This window comes from Chitinophaga sancti (assembly GCF_034087045.1).
Classification (GTDB): Bacteria; Bacteroidota; Bacteroidia; order Chitinophagales; family Chitinophagaceae; genus Chitinophaga; species Chitinophaga sancti_B.
Window position 1 is genome coordinate 2,875,781 of sequence record NZ_CP139247.1, and the last position, 25,527, is coordinate 2,901,307.

Genomic DNA, 25,527 nt, shown 5'->3' on the forward strand with positions numbered 1-25,527 from the left:
CCTGTGCGGGTACATTATATATATAATAAGGAGAGGGAGCAAAGTAGGTGCATGTAACTCAGCAAATCATTGGGACAAATATTCGAAACTTACCACTAGTTTATAGTAATCCTATGCCTATGCGCAAACATTACAATTCCGCTCGTTTTACCCTGCCATTTTTCAGGCAGCAACGAGTAGGCCTGATTCACACTGGCGCCAAAAAAATCTCAGATTATTTTCTGGCCCTGATGCTGCTTATTGCAGGTCTGGCCTGGACTCCAGCCAGCGCTACGAATGTAGCTTCCCATAGCGGCCGCCCCACAGCAGGTACTGTTTCTACATGGATAACCGCCGCTGGTTCCCCAACTGGAGCAGATAACTCATATGCCAGTGGTAACAACATCACCTATTCTATTTATGTACAGAACAATGGTACTACCGCCCTCACGAATGTGACCGTAGTCGATACGCTGCCTGCAAACACCTCTTTTTATGGTGCTACCAGCAGTGTAACACCAGATGCTAATGGCAAGATTACCTGGACAATCGCCAGTATCGCAGCAGGTAATAGCTCCTACGTAAATCTGACGGTGACTGTAGGTTCCAATCTGACAGGTGTTGCGTACATTAAAAATACTGCCTATGTAGATGCAGGAGATGGAAATGGTCTGTTGCCAACTCCAGGTACTATGGGTGGTACTTACACTACCTGGCCTGCACTCTCTACACCTGTAGATAATGGGGCTAACTCTGTTTCATGGCTCAGTGTATCTCCTACCACTACTGTGACTGCCGGCGACGTGCTCACTTATACTGTACACGTACGCAACAAGGGGTCTATAGACCTGAGTAACGTGGTTATCTATGCATATGTGCCTGCTTATACCACTTTCGTAGATGCAGACAATTCTGTTACTGCTGATGCGAATGGCCTGGTTACCTGGACCATTGCAAGTCTGCCCGTAAATAGTGCAGATGTAACGAAAGCATATCGGGTCAAAGTTTCTACTGACCTCACCGGTGCCTCTGCCATTACCAACACTGCTTATGTAGACAATGGCAATGGTAAAGGAAAGATTGCAACTTATCCCGCTGCAACAGGCGACGCCAGCAATCCGAATACTGCTTCCAACTCAAACGCCTCTACTTCCAATACCATTTCCAAATCATCCAGTTTCGATACATGGATGATCGTACTGAATGAAAATGCCAGCACATACGTAAGCTCCGGTGATGTACTGACATATTATATATACACGCGCAATACCGGTAGTGTTACTATCCCACAGGTACAGATCAACGTGGTTGTTCCATCAGGTACTACCTATACACAAGGTTATGATGGTGCTACTCACCCATTGAATACTGAAACTCAAACTGTCTACTGGACAGTGAGTAACCTGGTAGCAGGCGCCATCAGTTATGTACGTTATACTGTAACTGCTGATGAAGATCTGACTGCGTATTCAGCGATTACAAGTACTGCAACTGTTAACAACGGTGATACTATCAAGAATACAATGAACTGTGACCCGAATGAAAGTGGTTGTGAAGGCAAAACAATTACAAGTATAACCGTTCAGGGTGGCAAGCCGGGTCTGTTTGTAAGTAATGTGGTAACGCCAAATGGTGACGGTAAGAATGATTACTTCTACATCAGAAACCTTGATGAATACCCGGACTCCAAGCTGTATATCTTCAACCGCTGGGGTGCGCAGATTTATTACTCCAATAACTATCAGAACGACTGGAAAGGAACAGGACTAGCAGAAGGAACTTATTTCTATAGAATTGAATTACACAATACCACCGGCGGTGTTGACACTTATACAACCTACAAGGGGTGGGTCATGATTATTAGATAATTGAATGAACTGTATTTCTAAAAGTGCAAATATGTACACAAGAAAAAATTGGTTTACTGTAGTATTATTACTTTGTCTGGGAGCAGGCGCCAAGGCACAACAAAGTGTTCAGTTCAGCCAGTATATCTTTAATGGCCTGTCTGTAAACCCTGCGTATGCCGGTTATAAAGATGTAATGTATCTGAATGCAACCTTCCGCGATCAGTGGAGTGGATATCCTGGTGCACCTAAAACAGGTATGGTTTCACTCGATGGTCCGCTGAAGCGCCCAAACAGAGATGCAAATGTTGGTTTGGGTGTGCAGGCCATGGTAGATAAACTGGGCCCACAGAGCGCTATCTCCATCTATGGATCTTATTCTTACCGTATCCGCCTGGATGATGAAGATACTAAACGTATCTGCTTCGGTATCGGTGTGGGTGCTACCCAGTATAGTCTGGATGGTACTACGCTCGAATACCTGGATTCCGGTGACCGTATCATCCCTGATGGTACTGCAAAGGAAACAACTCCTGATGCCCGTGTAGGTGTTTACTATTATTCTCCTACCTTTTATTTCGGTGTATCTGCACTGGACCTCTTTTCAAAATTTACCAGCAGTGGTTATAAATGGAGAGGATATACATATGAAAGTATTCGCAGAAGACAATCTGTTTACCTGACTGCAGGTTATATGTACAGCCTGTCGGAACAGGTTTCACTGAAACCTTCTGTTATGTTTAAGAGTGATTTCGCAGGTCCTGCAGGTTTAGACCTGAACCTGATGATGTACATCGATAATCTGCTGTGGATCGGGGGATCTTACAGAACTAACGTAGGCGTGTTTACAAACAAAGCGATTACTACTGCTACAGCAGTGGAATCTACCAACGCAGCAAGTGCTATATTAGAGTACTACATTACGAGCAAATACCGTATCGGCTATTCCTATGATATGACTTTAAATAAATTGGCTGGCATGCAAAGCGGCAGCCATGAAATTTCAATCGGCATCCTATTTAATTCTAAGCAATACAGTACTTCCAATCCCCGGTATTTTTAATCTTAAGATCATCGAATTAATATGCTACGTTGTTACGCAATTTTATTATGTGCACTTTTAGTCGTCCCTGTCACACTCTTTGGACAGGAATCTAAGAGTGTACGTGAATTGGCTGACGAGGCTTACGACAGGCAGGAATTTGCCACAGCCGGCTCCTTATATTCGAAACTGGCAAATAAGAACCGTAATAAGACTAACATCGAGTTGCTGCAAAAAATAGCAATGTGTTACCGCGAAGTTGGCTACTATGAAGAAGCTGCTAACTGGTTCAAAAAACTTGATGCCTTACCTAACTGTCCTAACGTTGCACATCTGGTATATGGAGAGACACTAAAGAACCTGCAGAAATATGAGCAGGCAAAAGTACAGATAGCAAAATTTGTCACTACCAAGCCGGATAGTTTACGATTAAAAAATGTAATGAGCGCAGGATGTGATAGCGCCATTATGTGGAAAGCAGATCGTGTCGATATGGCGATGGAAGATATTAAAGAATTGAGTTCCTCCGGTTCCGACTACGTAAGTGGTGTAACCAGGCAGGGGCTTTTGCTCGTATCAAACGGTTACCGGAAAATGGCAATTTCCAATGCTCCGGAAAAAACACCGCAGATTGATACGCGCACAGGGCAACCCTATTTTAAAGCATACCTCTTTAAACAGTATGCACAGGGTGTTGCTAATACATATGTAGAAGAGATATTACCAGAGCTATTGGGCAAGATACCTTATCACGTCGGCCCTGTATGTTTTAATCCAAGAGAAGATACTGTCTACGTAACACTGAACTCCTGGCAGCAGGATATTGCGAATAAGACAAAGCGTGGCCCTGTAAACGGTGAGCGTGTTATGGTCGTGTTCTGGTCTTATAAAACAGGTGACTCCTGGGCGCCGCTGGAACCGCTGAAAGAAATCAATGCAGCAGGCTTTTCTTCCGGTCACGTAGCCCTGAGCCGTGATGGTCAGCTGATGTATTTCACTTCTGACAGAAAAGGTAGTGTGGGTGGAATGGATATCTGGTATAGTGAGAAACAAAAGAATGGTAAATGGGGCAAGCCTAAAAACTGTGGTCCTATTATCAATACACCGTTTGACGAAGCATTCCCTACTTTTAACGAAGCGGGTATGTTGTACTTCTCCAGTAAAGGACATCCGGGTATGGGTGGTTTCGATATTTACCGTGCAACTGGTACCGGTAGCAACTGGACCAAGCTGCAGAACCTGCGCTGGCCGTTTAACTCCGGTGGAGATGACCTGGGTTTCATCATGAAAGCGAATATGTATGAAGGCTACTTCGCCTCTAACCGTCCTGGTGGTGGTGGTAGTGATGATATCTATCGTTTCATGGATACTCACTTTGCTGAACGTTTTAATGGCGATGGTGGTATGGCGCCTTACCAGGCCCCTCCTGTAACCAATGAACCAGCACCGGTGGTGCTTGCAGCAACAGAACCAGTGGTAAAGCCTGATGAGGTAAAGACTACCGAAACTAAGAAAGGGTCTTCTAAATCTGAAAGGGCAAAAGAGAAGGAAAAGGAGAAAGAAAAGGAAAAAGAGGAGAAATCTTCCAAACACCATAAAGGAGGGAAAACAGCACCAGTAGTACCAGTGCCTGTTCCTGTGCCAGTGCCTGCTGCACCAACGCCAGCACCTCCGGCACCTGCACCTGCCAAAAAAGAAGAACCTGTGGTGACCAGTCCAATGCAACAGGTAACTGTTCCATATACTGAGCCAAGTGTAACACCTTCTACTCCGGCACCAGAACCGGCAGCACCAGTAAAGGAGCCTGCGCCTGAACCAGTGAAAAAAGCAGATCCGAAGAAACCAGCTGCGAGGCAATCAACGCCTAAGCGCCCGGTTAGACCAGAGCCGAAAGCAACATTGCCTGAGCCGGTGGCAGAACCAGTCACACCAGTGGCAGAACCAGTGAAGGAACCCGCTCCTGAAACGAAGTCAGATTATTCAGAAGACCAGTTCAGCGAAATGGATAACGCCATCATCGATAAGATGGAAAAACTGATGTTCTTCTACGATTATAACAGTGCGATTCTGACTACTAAGTCAAGGGATATGCTGGATAGGGTAGCAGTGGTGTTGAACCAGTTCCCTAACTGGAAACTGAAGATCACCTCTTATACAGATAGCCGTGGTTCTGATGCTTATAATAAGGATCTGTCTGCAATGAGATGTTATGCGGTGATTGATTACCTGATTAAGAAAGGTGTGGCTAGCAGCAGGTTGTATTATGAAAACATTGGTAAAGATCCGAACGATCCTTGTAAAGGAGGAACAAATTGTACGGAAGAACAGTATAAGTTTAGCAGACGTACCATGTTGAAAATATTACGTAAGAATTAAGATAGACATAAAGGAGAGAAATCCCGGTCGGCGCCCGCCGACCGGGATTTTTTTTTCAGGGGATTTCTGGCCGGCGACTGCCCGCCAGAAATCCCCTTTTCAGGTATTGGCGACTGCCTTCGGCATCCGCCAATACCTGAATTTTTCTTTTTTTTAAAAAATAGAAATTCGCAATAGTACCATTTCCCGCATGACCCGACTCCTATATAGTGACTTTATAACCATATGCATTAAAAGAACATAAAATATCAGGCCAGGGTAGACCGCTTCACCTACCCAAGCCGATAGCATTATTAATAAATAATAATTCTATTCTGTGAAACACAGGCTTTATTGCCCTATTATTACAGCACCCGAAAAACCTTGAAAACCCGGCCCTGTAATTACAATAAAGCATATCCGTCAGAGAGTCAGACGTGTGCCTATACCCGCTACTGCCATTTCAGCCTGAGTGGAACCCTCCCACCAGCCAGACAGCAGGGTAGATAATGTGAGTGGCACAGTCCTATCCATATCGTCTACAAAAATCCAGCGATAATGAAAGTAAACTTTACCTTTCGTAATGCATGGCTATGCACCTATGCAAGACATGCAATTCTTTTCCTTCTGCTAATAACCGGCCTCGGTAAGGCCAGGGCACAGGTAAGCCCTTCTGTAACCGCGACCACAGCAAACCACAAAAAACAGGTGATAGGCTATATCACCCAATGGGATGCCTGGAAAGATGTATCGGGTATTGTTCCCAAAGGTGGCTACAACCAGCTGAACGTGGACTACTCCCAGTACACCATCCTCAACTTCTCCTTTTTTGGCGTAGCCAAAGATGGTTCCCTCCATAGTGGTGACTTCCGCAACAAAAACATTTACCAGGTAGGCGCCGTTCAGGAACCAGCCGCTCTGATAAATGAGGATATTTACAGCAGCTGGGACCTGTACCTCCTCAAAGGAGAACTGGACGCCCCTCTTTATTATATCTCAGATGGCAGCTATGCCTACACACTGGGATACCGTAATTCAGGCAGTGGCTGGACGAATGTGAATACAGGTCTGTCCGGTAGTTTTCCGTTAAGCGTTCCAAAACAGGGTGGCGCACCAGGTCTGATTGACCTGTGTCACCAGAAAGGCATCAAATGTATGGCCTCTATCGGTGGCTGGAGTATGTGTAAGCACTATCCTTCTACTGCCGCTAACGCTACTATGCGTGCTAAATTTGTAGCTAACTGCGTGGACCTGATCAACATGGGTTTTGATGGTATCGACTTCGACTGGGAATATCCCAACGGACCTGGTATGAACATCGAAAACTACAGCCAGGCAGACTATGCAAACTTCGCTACCCTCGTAGAAGCTGTGAGAGCTGCTATCGGTTCAAGTAAACTGATCACTGCGGCTTTCTCCGCTGTTCCTTCCAAACTTTCAGGTTTCGACTGGACTCGCCTGAATAAATCCATGGACTACTTCAACCTGATGACCTATGACTATAATGGTGGCTGGTCAAACATTGCAGGACACAATGCTCCGCTGTATGATTATCCGGGTGCTGAATATTCCGGATTCTCTATCGACGCTACTGTAAAAGGTGTGAAAGCACTGGGTGTGAACATGTCTAAAGTGAACATCGGTGCGCCTTTCTATGGTCGTGGTGTAGTATGTACAAGTACTGCCGCGCTGAATGGTGCAACTACCAAACGTAGTGAAACCGTACAGCCGGATGGTCCTGTTTCTACCTGTGCCGACTATACCAACTGGGCATTGAACCTGTGGGATGGTACACCAAATTATAGCTACATCCTGCAGCAGACCGGCTCCGGTTCTGGCTGGACTGATCATTGGGATGATAATGCGAAGGTGCCTTACATGACGAAAGGCAACTACTTCCTTAGCTATGACAACGAAAAGTCTATTGGCCTTAAAGCACAATATATCAATGACAATGGCCTGGCAGGTGTGATTGTATGGCAGGTTTTCGGCGATATGCTGAATATGACCAGCAGTACGACTGCAAAAGGTAAACTGATTTATTGCCCTGCTACTACCTCTCCGCTGGTCAATAAGCTGAATGCTGTATTTGCAAACGGAACAGGTACTACCAACCAGTCACCAACCGTGAGCATCACTTCTCCTGCTGGTGGCGCTTCTTACACTGCCGGTGGATCTATCTCTATCACAGCTTCTGCTGCTGACAGCGATGGTTCTATCAGCAAAGTAGCATTCTATAATGGTGCTACGCTGCTCGCAACTGTGACCGCTGCTCCATATACTTATTCATGGAGCAATGTAAGTGCAGGTAGCTATTCCATCACTGCCGTTGCTACCGACAATGCTGGTGCTACTACCACTTCTACCGCAGTCGCCGTTACCGTTAAATCTTCTACTTCTGACAATACTTCCGGTAAGGTACTGGTAGGTTACTGGCATGACTGGAACCTGGCTTCTGCTCCTTACATCCGTCTAAAAGATGTAGATTCCAGGTATAATGTTATTGAAGTTGCATTTGCTACTACCGGAACTGACTATGCTACAGTAAGCTTCACTCCTGATGCAAGCCTTACTTCTGAAAGTGAAATTAAATCTGACATTGCAACTTTACAGGCACAGGGTAGAAAAGTTTTACTGTCTATCGGCGGTGAAAACGGAACCCTGTTGCTGTCTTCTGCTACAGCTAAAGCCAGCTTCATCTCCAGCATGAAAGCTGTGTTGGACAACTACAACTTCGATGGTTTCGACCTGGATATCGAAGGCGGTACTTCCCTCCAGCTGGATAACGGGGATAATAACTTTACAGCGCCTACTACCGCGAAAGTGGTAAACCTGATCGCTGCATGTAAAGAAATCATCTCTTATCGTACAGCACAGGGTAAAAATTGCTTGCTGACCATGGCGCCTGAAACATATTATGTACAGACTGCTTACGGTGCTACTTACTCTCCACTGGTAGGTGCTTACCTGCCTATCATTTATGGTCTGAAAGATCAGCTGTCCTGGATTCAGCCACAGCTGTACAATACTGGTTCAGTAACTGCCCTGGATAATAAAGTATATAGCTCTGCTACAGCTGACTTTATCGTATCTATGACAGAAATGCTGTTGACAGGTTTCCCTGTTTCCGGTACCAGCCAGACATTCCCTGCATTGCGTCCTGACCAGGTAGCCTTCGGTCTGCCAGCGGCTCCGGGTGCAGCAGGTAGCGGATACACTGCTCCTTCAGCTGTATTGAATGCTTTGAATTATTTAGTAAAGGGTCAGTCCTATGGTGGTACATATACCTTACGTAACAGCGCTGGTTATTCCGGTCTGCGTGGTATCATGACCTGGTCTATCAACTGGGATGCGGTGAATAACAAAGAATTCGCCAGCAACTATTATCCATTCTTCTTTGGTACTACCGGCGGTAATCAGTCACCATCTGTAAGCATCACTTCACCAGCTGCCAATGCTTCATTTACAGCACCAGCTTCTATGACTATTACAGCTACGGCTACAGATTCCGATGGTTCTATTGCCAAGGTAGAATTCTATAACGGTTCTACACTGTTGGGTACCTCTACTACCAGTCCCTATACCTATACCTGGAGTAGTGTAGCAGCAGGCAGCTACTCACTGACTGCGAAGGCGACAGACAACGCCGGCGCAGTAACAACTTCTGCAGCTGTTGGCATTGTAGTAACAAGTAGCACAGGTAGCGGTACTTGCGACGGTATCGCTGCCTGGACTGCTACCGGTATCTACACCGGTGGCACCAAGGTGGTGTATAACAGTAAGATCTATACTGCTAAATGGTGGACACAGGGTGAACAACCTGATACCCACTCCGGCGATAGCCAGGTTTGGACATATACAGGTGATTGCTCTGGTGGAACCGGTACTGGTTCTGCACCAACTGTAAGCATCTCTTCTCCATCTGCAGGTGCCTCTTATACTGCCCCTGCTACTGTATCTATCACCGCTGCTGCATCTGATGCTGATGGCACTATCGCGAGCGTAGCCTTCTACAATGGTTCTACACTGCTGGGTACTGTGACTGCTTCACCTTACACTTACAGCTGGACCAGCGTAGCTGCAGGTACTTATTCCCTCACAGCAAAAGCTACTGACAACAGTGGGAACACTACTACCAGCACTGCTGTAAGCATCACCGTAAGCGGATCTACCAGCACCGGAAACTGTGCAGGTGTGGCTACTTACCAGCCATATCCTTCTGTGTACAACGCAGGTGATAAAGTAGTGTACAACGGTTATCTGTATGTAAGCCTTGCTAATGGCCTGTACAATGTTACGCCTGGTACTGCTGACTACTGGTGGCAACCACTGGGTGCTTGTACAGCTTCTGCTGCAAGAACTACCAATACAACAGTAGTTGCTGCCGAAACAACTGCCAAAGATCAGATCCTCGTATTCCCTAACCCTGTTACGGGCAACAACCTGCAGGTAAGCCTAACCGCTGCTGCTGGTGAAAAGATCTGGGTAGAACTGTGGAGCATCAATGGTAGCAATCCTGTGATCAGAAAAGAATATGTAGCTGGCGCCAAAGGTGCACAGGTGATTACACTGGATGTTAGCCGTTTACCTCAGGGTACATGGATACTGAAAACATCCAATGCAAAAACAGGTCGCAATGGTGCTGCGAAGGTGATTAAAATGTAATTTACTGAGCGGATAAGCTCCATCTATCCTTAGGAACTACGGGAGATTAAAATTCCCGTAGTTCCTAATTCTAATTTCTGAAAAACTGTTGCAGTAAGATTTTTTACTTTTCCCTCACCGCAGGAACCGCCCCCTAAGCGGGGCGGTCTCCGATGCGGCTTTATTCACTCTTTAAAACTGAACCTGCATGAACTAAACTTTTACACTCCTACCAATTTATTCTTCATTTCTTTCCACGTTAATCCTCATTTATTAACAGGCTAAAATCATTCTTTATGAATGCTAAGAACTGTATCGTATTGCTGCTTATGGCGCTTTCGGTTCATACTGCGCTCTTTGCTCAATCAGGTATTTATGCTGGTGGACCTGTATATAAAAACAGAAGCTACTCCATCAGTGAACTCAAAAATTCAGGCTTTACTTATGTAGTGGTATGGACCATACATATCGATGCCAGCGGTAACTTTAACTTCAATGCCGAATTCCCGTTAGTGCAAAATGGATCTTATGTGGGTGCCAGCACCTATCCTAATTTTGCAAATGATATTGCCCTGCTCAAGTCTGCCCCTACCACTATCAACAGGGTTGAGTTTTGCATCAGCGCATGGGGCTCCGGTACCTTCGCAAATATTAAAAGTTTGATTGCGGCACAGGGCACAGGTAGCACAAGTATCCTGTACAAAAATTTCCAGGCATTGAAAAATGCTATTCCTGCTGTAGATGCGATTGCTTTTGATGATGAAAGCACGTATGATGTAAGCTCTTCTACTGCCCTGGCTGTGATGCTGGGTAACCTGGGTTATAAGGTGACACTGGTGCCTTATACCAATACCAGTTACTGGACTAGCGTAGCGACAAATACGAATAGTCAGCTGGCAGGTACAGTTACCCGTGTTGATCTGCAATGTTATTCAGGGGGCGCTGGCAATAGTCCCTGCAGTAGCAGCTGGAGCTTTGGGTCTATTCCTGTTTACGCAGGTTTGTGGGATGCAGAAAAATCTACTACACAGGTGACGAGTACATTAAATTCATGGAAGAGTAGTTGTAGTAGTAAACTGGGCGGTGGTTTTATCTGGTTGTATGATGATATTGACAACTCAGGTTCAACTGCTGGTTATGCATCTGCTGTGAATAGTGTATTTGGCGGTGGCGGTCTGAATACGGCTGCGGCTACTTTTTATAAAGATTGTAATTATAGTGGTTTAGGAATTAGTTTACCAACTGGTAATTATACGTTGTCACAACTCAAATCACATGGTATACTGAATGATGATATTTCTTCTATTCAGCTGGCCAGTGGCTACCAGACCACGGTGTATGCAGACGATAATTATGGTGGCAGTTCCCTGCTGGTGAATGCAAATAATTCCTGTTTGGTGAATAACAGCTTTAATGATATCATCAGTTCACTCAAAGTAGCTGCAACTTCATCCGCATCAACTACTAAAATTCAGGCAGAAAGTTACAGCGCAATGTCAGGTGTACAGACAGAAACAACTACGGATACAGATGGTGGTTTGAGCGTAGGTTATATCGATACCGGCGATTGGCTGGCGTATTCAAATATTAATATTCCAACGACCGGTTCGTATCGTATAGATTACCGGGTGGCCAGTGAATCAACAGGTGGTCAGTTATCATTGGATATGAATGCAGGTGCTACTGTGCTGGGATATCAAACCATTCCTGTAACCGGTGGCTGGCAAACCTGGCAAACTGTATCGCAAACTGTGAATATTACAGCCGGTACATATGCCTTTGGTATCTATGCACAATCTGGTGGCTGGAACCTGAACTGGTGGAGTATTACACCTGTATCAGGAGCGAGAGTGGCAGCTACTCCCAAAACGACAGTATTTAATATCTATCCCAACCCTGCACAAAATGAATTAAAGATCAATGCTGACCTGACAGGTGCATTGATACAGGTTTATGATGTAACAGGTAATCAGGTGATTAATTTAAAACCAAATTCTAATACTATCAATATATCCCGGCTAATACCGGGAATGTATACACTGGTCATCATCAAAGATGGTAATCGTACCACCCGTCAGTTTATCAAGCATTAATTTTTTCACTCCCTCAAAATAAACCATATGCAAACAAACAAATGGATAAGGGCTGCATTTCTCAGCATTGCAACCCTTATTTCTTCTTCTCAGGTATTCTCGCAATTCAAAGTAGTGGGATATATGCCTTCATGGTCAGGTGATGTGAATGCTATTCAGTATAGCAAATTGACCCACATCAACTATGCCTTCCTGCTTCCTACCTCTACCGGTGGTTTGCAGGCCATTGAAAATTCTTCCAAACTTTCCAGCCTGGTTTCTCTCGCACATGCGAACGGAAAGAAAGTGCTGATTGCTGTAGGTGGATGGAATAATGGTGATGACAGCGGTTTTGAATCCATTGCAGCCAACAGTACTTATCGCACCACATTTGTGAACAACCTGCTCAGCTTTGTAAATCAGTATGGATTGGATGGTGTGGATATGGATTGGGAATATCCTGATGCAGGTGCATCTGCCAACAACTATGTATCCCTCATGACACAACTGGCCACAGCTCTGCACAATCAGGGCAAACTGCTGACGGCCGCAGTAGTAGGTACAGGTGGTGAAAGCATTCTGAGCAGTGTATTCGCACAGGTAGATTACCTGAACATCATGGCGTACGATTATAACAACTACGATCACTCTACTTATACTTATGCATCGCAGGCCATCACTTATTGGAAGGGCAGGGGCCTGGCAGCTTCAAAGGCAATCCTGGGTGTACCTTTTTACGGACGTCCTTCCTGGGAAACTTATGCTGCGCTGATAGCCAGAGGTGCTGATCCATATAGCGATACTTATAGTGGTGTAGGCTACAATGGTATCACTACCATCAAAGCTAAAACTGACCTGGCTTACAATTCTGGTGGTGGTATTATGATCTGGGAACTCTCAGGCGATGCAACAGGTACCTATTCACTGGTATCCGCTATCAATACTGAACTGGGTGTATTACAGGGTGGCACCGGTGGTGGTACTTCCACACTGATACAGGCAGAGAATTATACATCTATGTCAGGTGTACAGACAGAAACTACAACTGATACGGATGGTGGTTTAAATGTGGGTTATATCGATACCGGCGATTGGATGGCTTATGCCAATATCAACTTCCCATCAACAGGTACTTATAAAATTGAATATCGTGTTGCCAGCGAAAGCACTGGCGGACAGTTATCCCTCGATCTGAATGCAGGGTCTACTGTATTGGGATATTTAAATGTTCCGGTAACTGGTGGCTGGCAAACATGGACCACGATTTCTCATACAGTAAGTGTAACAGCTGGAACTTATGCACTGGGCATTTATGCACAGGCGGGTGGCTGGAATCTGAATTGGATTAAGATCACCAAACAATCATCAGCTAAGACCACAGCAGCTGAAACTACTACATCCATAACCACTGCCGATACGCATGAGAGCAGTGTGATTATATACCCTAATCCTGTAGCAACCGATCTGCACCTGAAAGGTGATTACACCCAACCAGGCGGTTACCTCACTGTTTACGACCTGAATGGCAAGCAGGTATTAAATGTAAAGAGTGGGGTACAGCAGATCGCGGTATCAGGTTTACCAGCAGGTACATACCTGTTGATCTATACAAAAGGTGAAAAACGAATCACGCAAAAGTTTGTAAAACAATAAGGCTAGAGATATACCATATCGATTTTTTATTAACCATTTAAAACCAAAACCCTCAATTATGATTCGATCCTTGAAATTCCCTCTATTGTTAACCGCTATGTTAGCGCTGACAGGTAGCACTGCCATGGCACAAAACTGGCAACTGGTGTGGGCAGACGAATTCACCAGCAGCATTGGCTCTGACTGGGTATTCGAGACCGGCGCCGGTGGCTGGGGCAATAACGAGCTGGAATACTATCGGGCAGAAAATGCCAGTATCGAAAATGGTCAGCTGGTAATTACCGCAAAAAACGAGAGCTACGGCGGTGCCAGCTATACTTCCACCCGTATGAAGACTCAGGGCAAAAAATCTTGGACATACGGCAAAATTGAAGCCCGTATTGCAATGCCCTCTTTTTCTGGTTCATGGCCTGCATTCTGGATGCTGGGCGACAACATCGGTTCTGTAGGCTGGCCAGCCTGCGGCGAAATCGATATCATGGAACACATTAACATCGAATCCAACGTGTACGGTACTGTACACTGGGTAGGTACCAATGGTGGTCATGCCGATTACGGCAGTAACACACCTGTGTCCGTGACTGGTTACCACGTTTATTCCATCGAATGGACCCCTACCTATATCAGGTGGTTTGTAGATGGTGCTCAGTACAACGAAATCAATATCGCTAACAACGTAGGCAGTACTGAAGAATTCCAGAAGGCATTCTTCATCATCCTGAACTTCGCTATTGGCGGTAACTGGCCTGGTTTCACCATCAATAATGCTGCATTCCCTGCTAAAATGTATGTGGATTATGTAAGAGTATACCAGGATGGTGGTACCAGTTCATTTACCAAACAGGTAGAAGCAGAATCTTACAGCTCTATGTCTGGTGTTCAAACTGAAACTACTACTGATACCAATGGTGGGTCAAACGTTGGTTACATCGACACAGGTGACTGGATGGCTTACAACAGCATCACCATTCCTACTACCGGTACCTACAAAATTGAATACCGTGTAGCTTCTTTGAGTGGTGGTGGTCGTCTCTCTCTTGACCTGAATGCAGGTTCTACTGTCCTGGGTTACCTGGATATACCATCCACAGGTGGCTGGCAGAACTGGACGACGGTTTCCCATACCGTAACCATCAATGCCGGTACGTACAACTTCGGTATCTACGCCCAGGCCGGAGGATGGAACCTGAACTGGTTCAAGATTACAAAACTGTAAAGGAGCATTTGTTTTAATCTATCAACGTAAACCCTTATGAGCACAATTGTAAAATTTCTATCTGGCGCAACTATGCTGATGATGTCGGCGGCACTTGCTTTCGGGCAACAACAACCTTATCGCTTAGGTTCCCCCGCTGGCCTTCGCGACGATATCAGAGCACAGGCAAAATCTTCTAATGCTCGTCTGACCAGCGCAGCAGAATTAAAAGTAGGTCCAAATACGGTATTGACTGGTAAAGTAAACTCCCGTCGTACAGACAATAAAACAGAGGAGTTCATGGCCGGTGAGATTGATGGTGTAGCTGGTTCATCTTTCTACCTGGAAGTTAAAGGAGAAGATGTACGTGGTTTCGTGATTCTCCGTAAAACCAAAACTGGTTATAAATATTATACTGAAAACGGTACTGCCTATGTGAAACAGGTACCATTGGATTCTATTCTTTGTATCGATTATACACCAGCACCTGCTCCACAAGGTGGTGCTAAGGTAGCATCTGCTACAGCTACCAGCAGCGTAGCTGCACTGGGCTCTCTGCAAAGTCTGCCAAACGCTAATGGTGTGGTATTGCTCGATTTCGATGGCCAGGTTGTAACCAGTTCTTACTGGAACAATGGTGTGACCATCAATGCAGCAGCTGCTAACCTGAGTGATGCTGAACAGCTGGAAGTATGGGAACTGGTAAGTGAAGACTACCGCCCATTCCAACTGAACATCACCAATGATGAAGCAGTGTATAATTCATATCCAGCTAACAGAAGAATGCGTTGCATCTTCACTCCTACCAACACAGCTGCGCCTGGCAGTGGTGGGGTGGCCTACATCGGTTCTTTCAACTGGGGTAACGAAACACCTTGCTGGGTTTTCAATGGTGGCGTAAAGGGGGCTGGTGATGCAGCTTCTCATGAAATAGGCCATACCTTTGGTCTGGGTCATGATGGCCGTACTTCTCCTTCAGAAGGTTACTACCTGGGTAATGGTACCTGGGCGCCTATCATGGGTGCTGGTTATTATGTACCAGTTGTACAATGGAGTAAAGGTGAATACCAGTATGCAAACAACACTGAAGATGATCTGGCTAAAATTTCCAGCGCTACTTATGGTGTAGGTTACAGAACAGATGATTATGGTGGAACCATTGCTACTGCGTCTTCACTGGGAGTGAGTACTTCTGGTGCCGTTAATAAAAGTGGTGTGGTTGAGCGTACAGGCGACCTGGACTTCTTCTCATTTACAACAGGAGGTGGTGCACTGTCTCTGAGCATTGCTACACCTACCCGTCAGCCAAATCTGGATATCCTGGCTACGTTGTACAACAGTAGTGGTACTGTAGTAGCAACAGGTAATCCTTCTGGTCTGCCTGCTACCCTGAGTGCGACCCTTTCTGCAGGTACATATTACGTTTCTATTACCGGTACAGGTTATCTGGATCCTGCTACTACCGGTTATTCCAACTATGCTTCACTAGGTAGTTACCAGATTACAGGTACGGTTCCTGCGCCTTCATCTGCTGCAGCTACTATCTATAAAGATTGTAATTATGGTGGCTATGCGATTACGCTGGGTGTAGGTAGCTACAACATGGCGGATTTGATTGCGCTGGGTGCAGCGAACGATGATGTTTCATCTATGAAGATTGCAAGCGGTTACGAAGTGATCCTGTATAAGGACATTAACTTCGCCGGCGAGGCTTACCTGTTTAGAGGCGACTGGTCCTGCCTGGTATCAGTAGGGTTGTCTGACGGTTCTACCGTGAACCTGAATGACTGGACTACTTCCCTGGTAGTACGTGCTTCTACAGCATCTGCTGCCCGTACTGCTGCTCCTGCTGATGCATCGGCAGAAAAAGTACAGGACGGTGTAACGGAAGAGACTAAACTTTCTACATCACTCACTGTAACGCCTAACCCAACTGCCAACGAAGTACAGGTGAAAGCGCCAACTAAGGATGGCTACCTCTATGTAAGCATCTACACCCTGGATGGCAAGACTATCCTGGCGCCAAAACGTATTGTAAGCGGCGAAAAGGTAGATCTGTCCAAAGCAGCTCCTGGAGTTTATCTTGTGAGAGTATTCAATGGTGTGGAAACAGAAACAAGAAAGATTGTAAAATATTGATGATGAATTGCTAAGCAAAAAAGGTATAGGATGCAGTTGCAGCGTGGCTGCGTTGTGACGAGCAAACCCTGCCAATAGTAAAACCACCGGTTACATTTGTTAACTGGTGGTTTTGCTTTTTAATACGTACATTACTTTGCATCGATATTACAAGGGTAAACACATTTCAATTAGTTTTAATTTATTTTTTTATTATAAAATAGTGCACAATAAAAAGAAATGTTACTATTTTATCTCTCGGATTGATGGAGCCATTGTATTGAAACCCGGACCCATTTAAACAGCCATATAGCTTGTATTAGATAAATACGGGTTATATAAATGTCGTGATATGAATACACAAGATGCCGAGTTAGTAGTATTGTTACAACAGGACGATGTAAGTGCATTTGATTCGCTGTACTGGAAATATCACCAGGCGGTGTACCGTAACATTTTCAAGTTTGTAAAGGAACCGATTGGTACAGAGGATATTCTCCAGGAGGTGTTTACCAAATTGTGGGAGAAGAGAAAGGAAATTAATGCTACCCAGTCGGTGGCAGGATGGTTATTTGTAATCAGTTTTAATTTATCGGTAGACTATGTAAGGCGCAAGCTGCGCGAGCAAACCATTCACAAGGAACTATATAATATAAATCCGGAAGAAGATCTGGGACTGGATAATAAGAATGTATATGAAGAGCAATATCAGTTGCTCGAAGAGGCAATTGCACAGTTATCTCCCAAAAAGCGAAAAATTGTGACGATGTGTAAACTGGAAGGGAAGACATATGATGAAGTAGCAGCAGAGATGAATATTTCCCGGAATACGGTGAAGGAACATCTGTCGATAGCAATGGCTAAACTCAATGAATATATTCAAAAAAACAAAGAACATAAATACATAGTGTTATTCCTCCTTTTCCTGAATTACCACGACTAGGAGAACCTTTAAGCTATCTTGATCAGGCCCTCTCTAGAGGAGGGCCTGGTTTTTTTCGTATATACCTGCATAAAAATGCACCGTAATATCTGCAATTTACAACTGTATCTTCTCACAATTCTTTTTACCCAACATATTAGTATTAAGAATATGTAAATTTTTTTCAAAAACCACCCACCCACATATACCACCTCCACGTATTTAGTGTAAATAAGCAATCAAAATAGTGCAGAACAGGAAGGAATACTTCAAACATCTGTTGCATAATAAGAACTGGACACAGGAAGACAGAGTGTGGTTTCTGCAATATTTGAATGAAAAAGATCTTACGGAATTACAGGAGTTTGCCGCAGCGGAATTCAATGCGGACCTGTTTACCGCCGAGCCAATACTGGCCAGGGAGGACTCTGAGAGGATATTGAAAAATATCCATCAGCGCATAGCAGCAAAGCCACAACCAATTGTGAGAAGACTATGGTGGAGGGCAGCGGCAGCGGCCATGTTGATACTGGCGGCAGGAATAGGATACTACAAGGTATCACATCCGCCTGTAAAGGAGTTGATTGTATTATCAGGAGAGCAACGAAAGAAAGTGACGTTGCCAGATGGATCAAAGGTGTTCCTGGAACCCCGGTCCTCATTGAAATATAAAGGAGATTATGGTAAAGCGGAGCGCGAAGTAGCATTGTCAGGAGAGGCGCTGTTCGATGTACAGCACGACAATGCACATCCTTTTATCGTCGCGTCTCCATTAATAAATACACGGGTACTGGGTACTTCTTTTAATATTGAAGCCCGGGATGCCCGGGAAGCAAAAGTAGTGGTTTTGACAGGAATGGTACAGGTACAGGCTATAGATGGAGATCGTAATGATGGTCAGGAAGTGATCCTCACCGCCAATAAAAGGGCCGTATACAACAAAACTACCGACCAACTGCAAATGTCAGATGCTTCCGATGATGCGAGATTTTATTTACAGAAGCAACAGGGCCGATTCGTATATGACGGCACTGAGCTCATAAAAGTGGTAAACGACCTGCAAAGGTATTACAATATTAATGTTACAGTAGACAAACGCTTACAGCATTGCGCCTTTTATGGTGATTTCAATACTATTGATGAACCTGAGAAAGCCCTAAACGTAATAGCTTTATCGTTGAACGCCAGAATCAATAAAGACAGCGCCGGAAACGGATTCACCATCAGTGGAGGCAGCTGCCAGTAGTAAAATGAAGTAGGAAAAAGAGACACAAGCAGTTAACCGAGACAACCTTATGAGAGGATAGGACTAGCATTTTGTACTGTGAAGGAATGCCTGAACGGGGTTTAGTACGCAATCCCGCTACAGGAAGGCATCCTGACCCTGTACTGCATGATTACAATCGGCCTGTTGTAATCGCTGTGAAACCCAACCAAGGTTAGCCATTTTACTGTGAAAAGCAAACATTGCAACAACCAAAATGAATCGCAAAAACATGACGAAATCTAAACGCACGCCGTCCGGGTAACCATTTTCGAAAAATCGGTTAATCCATAAAAGACTATGACTGCACCGCAGCAGGTGCGCTATTGCCCTGGCTTCACAAGAGCCGGAATGGGCACTCTATTTCCTGAAACGCACAAAACAATTTATGATCAATGTTTAAAAAGGCGACCCTATTCCTTCAACTAACCGTGTTGGCGTTACTGTTATCTATACACGCTGCCGGTTTTGGTATACAGGATGCACTGGAGAAGAAAATATCCCTTGAGTTAAAAGATGTACTGTTAAAAGAAGCATTGGACAAGATCGGGAATCTCGCCGACGTATCTTTTATATACGCAGGCAATTCTGTCACAGCCATCGACAAGGTCGATGTGAATGCTCATAACGAAAAGGTAGGAACGCTCCTCAATAGATTATTAAAACCTTATTCACTGTCGTATACCGTATTGTATGATCGTATCATCATCCGTCAGGCAGACAAAAAGATTAATTCAAGCGTTACCAGCACTGGTCATTCTGTGGCCTTCCGCACACAGGACATTAAAGGTGTGGTGCTCACCGCAAACAGAGAACCACTGCCAGGTGTAGCAGTGATGATCAAAGGGACAACCAGGGGGACTACTACCAATGACAAAGGTGTGTTCGAGCTGAAAAATATTCCGGCAAATGCCGTTCTGGTCATCAACCTCTCTGGCTATGAACCACAGGAGATCCCGATGGCCACCTTTAGCGGTGATTTGCTGACGGTGCTCCTGAAAGAAAAAACAACAAAACTACAGGAAGTAGTCGTAACAGGGTTTCAGAACATTGATAAGAGCAAGTTTTCCGGCGCTGCTACCCGCATTAAAATGGAAGACGCAAAGATAGACGGTATGCCCGATGTGAGCCGCATGCTGGAAGGCCGCGTAGCCGGTGTGTCTATTCAAAACGTATCCAGCACATTTGGTTCTGCCCCAAAGATCCGTGTACGTGGTGCTACCTCTATCAATGGTGACAATAAACCACTGTGGGTGGTAGACGGTGTAGTGCTGGAAGATGTGGTAAACATCTCCAACGATCAGCTCTCCAGTGGCGACCCTACTACGCTGATGGGTTCTTCTGTCGCTGGTCTGAACCCCAACGATATCGAGAGCTTCGACATCCTGAAAGATGCCGCCGCTACCGCTCTCTATGGTGCCCGCGCTATGAACGGGGTAGTGGTAATTACTACCAAAAAAGGAAAGATAGGTACACCATCTATCATGTACAGCGGTAACTATAGCACACAGCTGAAACCAAATTATGGTAATTATAATATCATGAACTCAGCCCAGCAAATGTCAGTACTGGCAGAACTGGAACGCAAAGGCGCACTGACTTCAGATATTCTTTCCCGTGGTGATAACGGGGTCTATGGAAAGATGTATGAGCAATTGAATGCGGATGAAAATGGAAACTTCCCATTAGAAAACACCCCGGAGGCGAAAAGGAAGTTCCTGCTGAGATATGCTTCTGCCAATACTGACTGGTTCAACATCCTGTTCCGTACCAGCTTTATTCAGGAACACTCCCTCAGTATCTCCTCTGGTACAGACAAGTCTCAGTCCTATTTCTCCACCAGCTATTATCACGATAATGGCTGGACAGTAGCCGACAGAGTAAGCCGGTACACACTCAACTTCAGGAACAACTATAAGTTGTCCGACAAGGTTACTGCCGGCTTCTCTGTCTTAGGCTCTGTACGTCAGCAAAAAGCACCCGGTGCACTGAGCCGTACCAGCAACCCTGTAGAAGGACAGTATGACCGCGACTTTGATATCAACCCATTCAGCTATGCACTGAACACCAGCCGTACGCTGACAGCCTTTGATGAAAGCGGTAACAGAGAATACTTCAGAAGAAACTTTGCACCATTTAACATCCTGACTGAGGTTGAAAACAACTATCTCAAAATAAACATGATGGACTTGCGCCTTCAGGGCGACTTTTCCTGGAAGCTCATGAAGAACCTTCGTTATGAACTCGTAGGCGCACTGCGCTATGTAAAGTCTTCACGTGAACACCAGATCACTGAGAACAGTAATATGGCAAATGCATATCGTGCAAATGGTAATTCGACCATTGCAGAGAACAACAAGTTCCTATATCGCGATCCGGACAACCCTGATGCATTGCCACAAGTGGTACTGCCCTATGGTGGTTTTTACAACCGTACTGAAGACCTGCTGGTGAACTATGATTTCCGTAACAGCTTAAACTACTCCCTCAATGTGGCAGACAGGCATAACCTGAATGTCCTGGTAGGGCAGCAGGTAAAGTATGCTGACAGGCAAAACTCATCCAACACCGGTTATGGTTACCAGTATGATAACGGAGGTGTGGCGTTCACTGACCCACGCATTCTGAAGCAAACGATCGAAAGCAATTTCCCTTACTATGGTATGAGCCAGGACTACGATCGCTTTGCAGCATTTTATGCCACGGCTACTTATGCATTCAAAGAGAAATACAACCTGACTGGTACTACCCGTTACGATGGGTCCAACAAACTGGGTCGTTCTAAAAATGCCCGCTGGTTACCTACCTGGAGTATATCTGGTAGCTGGAACATCGATAAAGAAGCATTTATGAAACCAGCTACATGGGTAGATTACCTCGCACTACGCGCTAGTTATGGACTCACTGCCAGCATGGGACCTGCCACCAACTCCAACATTGTATACCAGACAGTAAATTCCAACCGTGGACACCTCGATGAAGTAGAATCTGTCATTAAGATTGCACACCTGCAAAACGACGACCTGACCTGGGAGAAGATGTATACAACGAACATTGGTCTGGATGGTACCTTCTTCGACAGACGACTGAACTTCTCTATCGATGCATACAGGAAAAAGAGCTTTGACCTGATCAGCCTGATCAAAACGTCCGGTATCGGTGGTGAATTGTACAAAGCAGCCAACTATGCAGATATGGATTCAAAAGGTATTGAAGTGATGGTAGGGGGCGATGTGATCCGCAGAAAGGACTGGGGCTGGAAAGCGAATGTGACTTTTGGCTACAATACCAACAGGATCACGAATGCAAAGAACATCCCGTCCATCTTTGACCTGGTGGTGCCTGAAGGAGGTAATAAAGAAGGATACCCTGTAAGAGGATTGTTCTCTATCAAATACGAAGGACTGGATCCCAAAAATGGTTATCCCCGTTTCCTGAACCAGAATGGTGATATCAGTGCAGATGTGTACCTGCAGGACCTGAATACTTCTCATCTCGTATATGAGGGACCGGTAGATCCTCCGGCGAACGGCGGTTTATCTAACACTTTCCATTATAAGAATTTATCCCTGAATGTATTTGTCACTTACCAGTGGGGCAACAAGATCCGTCTGTACCCTGCATTCAAGACAAACTACTCTGACCTGGATGCTATGCCCAAAGAGTTTTACGACCGTTGGGTAATGCCGGGCGATGAGACGGTGACAAGAACACCTTCTATACTCGATGCACTGGAGCAAAATGTGATTTACGGCACTTATCCTTATAACAACTATAACTATTCGACCGATAGAGTGGCCAAAGGCGATATGATCCGTCTGAAAACAGTATCCCTCACGTATCAGCTGCCACAGTACCTGGTCAGAAAGACCGGGCTGAAAAACCTGTCCGTAACAGGTGCTGCCATCAATCCATGGCTTATTTATTCAGACAGTAAGCTGAGAGGACAGGATCCTGAATTCTTCAACACGGGTGGTGTAGCACAACCTATCCAAAAGCAATTCACACTTTCATTAAAAGTAGGACTCTAAAAAGAAGAAGACTAACATGAAAAATTTTACACGGGTATCATTGATCAGTCTGGGCCTGCTTGCTATGAGTAGCTGCAGTAAATATCTGGACCAATCTCCTGATAGTACCTGGACAGAGTTAAATACACCGCAAAAGGTATCTCAGTTATTAGGCACTGCATATCCGCAGGCCAACTACATCGTGTTTTGTGAAGCGATGTCTGACAATGCAACAGACAAAGGGGCCGGGGTGATAGAAAGGACAAATGAAGATCCATATTTCTTCAATGATGTGAACGACATCAATCAAGATTCTCCTGAGTGGTACTGGACATCCTGCTACAAAGCTATTGCTGCCTGCAACAATGCACTCAAGGCATGTGAAAACGCTACTGACACCACCCAGTACCAGGCGCAAAAAGGAGAGGCGCTGGTAGCAAGAGCATATGCACACTTTATGCTGGTGACATTCTTCTCCAGATTCTATAACGCTGCCACAGCAGCTACTGATCCGGGTATTCCGTATGTAACGGAGCCTGAAACGGTGGTATTCAAACAATACGACCGTGGCACGGTTGCCGATGTGTATGATAAGATTGAACGTGATTTACTGGCAGGCATTCCGCTGATCAACGACCAAAAATACGACGTTCCTCATTACCACTTCAATAAATCAGCAGCTTACGCCTTTGCTACCAGGTTCTACCTGTTTAAGAAAGATTATGCAAAGGTGGTGGAGTTTGCCAACAAAACTTTCCCTAACAATGACCTGGCCAGTTACATGCGCCCATGGAATACCACTTACAGAACCATGACGCCATCTGTGCTGTGGGAAACTTATGCGCGGGCTACTGAAAAATGTAACCTGCTACTTGTAGAAACCCAGTCCCTGTATGGTCGTTATGTAGCGCAGTATCGCTTTGGCATGGACTACTCCATAGAGTCCGTAGCATTGGGTCGCAATGTAACAGGTGGTAGCTACACATATCCAATATACTACTATGGTACACGCGACTACTTTGTACCAAAGCTGACAGAATACTTCGTAAAGGCATCTGTGAATGCGACTATAGGTGATCCTTATGTGATGGTGCCGCTGTTTACAACAGAAGAAGTATTGTTCAACAGGGCAGAGGCTAATCTTTATTTAGGTAATACGAACGATGTGCTGGATGATCTGAACCTCTTCGCCAGCAAGCGTATCGTAAACTATGACGCCACAACCCATGCGGTGACCATTGCCAAAGCAGAGACCTTCTATAATACTTCCAGCAGTAGTAACGCTTTGTTAAACACCATCCTTGGTTTCAAGAGAGCGGAGTTTATACAGGAAGGACATCGCTGGTTTGATATACAACGGTACGGCATCACTGTAAATCACTATGATATCAATGGCGCTAAGACTTCGATAGTGGCCGGTGATAACCGCCGTGTATTGCAATTGCCATTGTCGGCCCAGACAGCAGGTCTCGCTTTGAATCCCAGATAACAACCAAAAATATTTCGCATATATGAAACCGTTAAACGCACTCTTTTTCTTCCTGCTGGTGATCGCATTGGCAGCCTGTTCAAAAGATAACGATGATCTAAGTGGTGTGCAAGACATCCCCGGCCTGGGTGGCGACACCTGGGTCGAGGATTCTTTAGACAAATGGCTGTATGATTCCCTCACTGTTCCTTACAACATAGAGGTGAAGTACAAATGGGACCAGTTTGAATTTGATGTGACCAAAACACTGGTACCGCCTAAAGAAGAAGTAGTGATTCCTGCCATGCAGGCAATTATGAAAGTATGGATAGATAATTATATAAAATATGCCGGAGAACTTTTCTTCAAGAAGTATTCTCCCAAATTTTTCATCCTCTCTGGCAGCGCCAGCTGGAATGACAACGGTACTATCACCCTGGGTACTGCCGAAGGTGGTCGTAAGGTAGTGATGTACCTGCTGAATGAATTCCGTACCAAAGAAATGGATGGCTACCAGTTAGGTGATACTTCTAATGTGAAGCAGATCTTTCACGTAATAGAGCACGAATTCGGGCATATTCTCCACCAGAATATAATGTACCCAACCGAGTTTAAAAAGATCAGTGTTGGGCTCTATACAGCAAACTGGAACAATATCTACGATTCCGATGCACACCAGGATGGTTTTGTGACGCCGTATGCCATGAGCAGTGAGAATGAGGATTTCGTAGAGATGATCGCCACTATGCTGATAGAAGGAAAAGAAGGATTTGACAGGATTGTAAACAGCATAGAGGATAAGACCAGCGACAACGGCACTACTCAGGCACAGGCCGTAGCAGCCCTGCGGCAGAAAGAAGCGATGGTGGTGAACTACTACAAGTCCGCTTACGATGTAGACTTCTACGCTTTGCAGAAAGCAACCAGAGACAGTATTAACGCACTTTTTTATTGATGC

13 protein-coding genes are annotated in these 25,527 nt (G+C 45.2%); all 13 read left to right on the forward strand.

What is annotated here, in order from left to right:
• The first annotated feature begins 119 nt into the window (after positions 1-119).
• The 13 genes from SIO70_RS12070 to SIO70_RS12130 all read left to right on the forward strand — a co-directional run bounded on the left by SIO70_RS12070 (position 120) and on the right by SIO70_RS12130 (position 25,524).
• Positions 120-1,847, forward strand: a complete 1,728-nt coding sequence (locus SIO70_RS12070) for a gliding motility-associated C-terminal domain-containing protein (RefSeq protein WP_320581110.1) — start codon at positions 120-122, stop codon at positions 1,845-1,847.
• Positions 1,848-1,878: 31 nt separating this feature from the next.
• A complete protein-coding gene (locus SIO70_RS12075) occupies positions 1,879-2,889 on the forward strand; it encodes a type IX secretion system membrane protein PorP/SprF (RefSeq protein ID WP_320581111.1) in 1,011 nt (336 codons plus the stop codon).
• A gap of 21 nt (positions 2,890-2,910) precedes the next feature.
• A complete protein-coding gene (locus SIO70_RS12080; protein WP_320581112.1) occupies positions 2,911-5,244 on the forward strand; it encodes an OmpA family protein in 2,334 nt (777 codons plus the stop codon).
• A gap of 537 nt (positions 5,245-5,781) precedes the next feature.
• A complete protein-coding gene (locus SIO70_RS12085; RefSeq protein ID WP_320581113.1) occupies positions 5,782-9,888 on the forward strand; it encodes a glycosyl hydrolase family 18 protein in 4,107 nt (1,368 codons plus the stop codon).
• Between the two features lie 275 nt (positions 9,889-10,163).
• The gene (locus tag SIO70_RS12090; protein WP_320581114.1) at positions 10,164-11,960 is read left to right on the forward strand and encodes a carbohydrate-binding protein; all 1,797 of its coding nucleotides are present in this window, start codon (positions 10,164-10,166) and stop codon (positions 11,958-11,960) included.
• 27 nt (positions 11,961-11,987) lie between these two features.
• On the forward strand, positions 11,988-13,592 hold the full coding sequence (locus tag SIO70_RS12095) for a glycosyl hydrolase family 18 protein (protein ID WP_320581115.1): 1,605 nt from the start codon (positions 11,988-11,990) through the stop codon (positions 13,590-13,592).
• Positions 13,593-13,650: 58 nt separating this feature from the next.
• Positions 13,651-14,808, forward strand: a complete 1,158-nt coding sequence (locus SIO70_RS12100) for a carbohydrate-binding protein (RefSeq protein WP_320581116.1) — start codon at positions 13,651-13,653, stop codon at positions 14,806-14,808.
• Between the two features lie 36 nt (positions 14,809-14,844).
• Positions 14,845-16,926, forward strand: a complete 2,082-nt coding sequence (locus SIO70_RS12105; RefSeq protein ID WP_320581117.1) for a T9SS type A sorting domain-containing protein — start codon at positions 14,845-14,847, stop codon at positions 16,924-16,926.
• A 331-nt stretch (positions 16,927-17,257) separates the two neighbouring features.
• Entirely contained in the window at positions 17,258-17,848 is a 591-nt protein-coding gene (locus SIO70_RS12110) for an RNA polymerase sigma-70 factor (protein ID WP_320581118.1), read from the forward strand.
• Between the two features lie 226 nt (positions 17,849-18,074).
• Positions 18,075-19,073 carry a FecR family protein gene (locus tag SIO70_RS12115; protein WP_320581119.1) on the forward strand — a complete coding sequence of 333 codons (999 nt, stop codon included), beginning with the start codon at positions 18,075-18,077 and terminating at the stop codon, positions 19,071-19,073.
• 413 nt (positions 19,074-19,486) lie between these two features.
• On the forward strand, positions 19,487-23,122 hold the full coding sequence (locus tag SIO70_RS12120; RefSeq protein ID WP_320581120.1) for a SusC/RagA family TonB-linked outer membrane protein: 3,636 nt from the start codon (positions 19,487-19,489) through the stop codon (positions 23,120-23,122).
• A gap of 16 nt (positions 23,123-23,138) precedes the next feature.
• Complete coding sequence (locus SIO70_RS12125; RefSeq protein ID WP_320581121.1) at positions 23,139-24,590, forward strand: RagB/SusD family nutrient uptake outer membrane protein; 1,452 nt, start codon at positions 23,139-23,141, stop codon at positions 24,588-24,590.
• 22 nt (positions 24,591-24,612) lie between these two features.
• The gene (locus SIO70_RS12130; RefSeq protein WP_320581122.1) at positions 24,613-25,524 is read left to right on the forward strand and encodes a putative zinc-binding metallopeptidase; all 912 of its coding nucleotides are present in this window, start codon (positions 24,613-24,615) and stop codon (positions 25,522-25,524) included.
• The last annotated feature ends 3 nt before the right edge of the window (positions 25,525-25,527 follow it).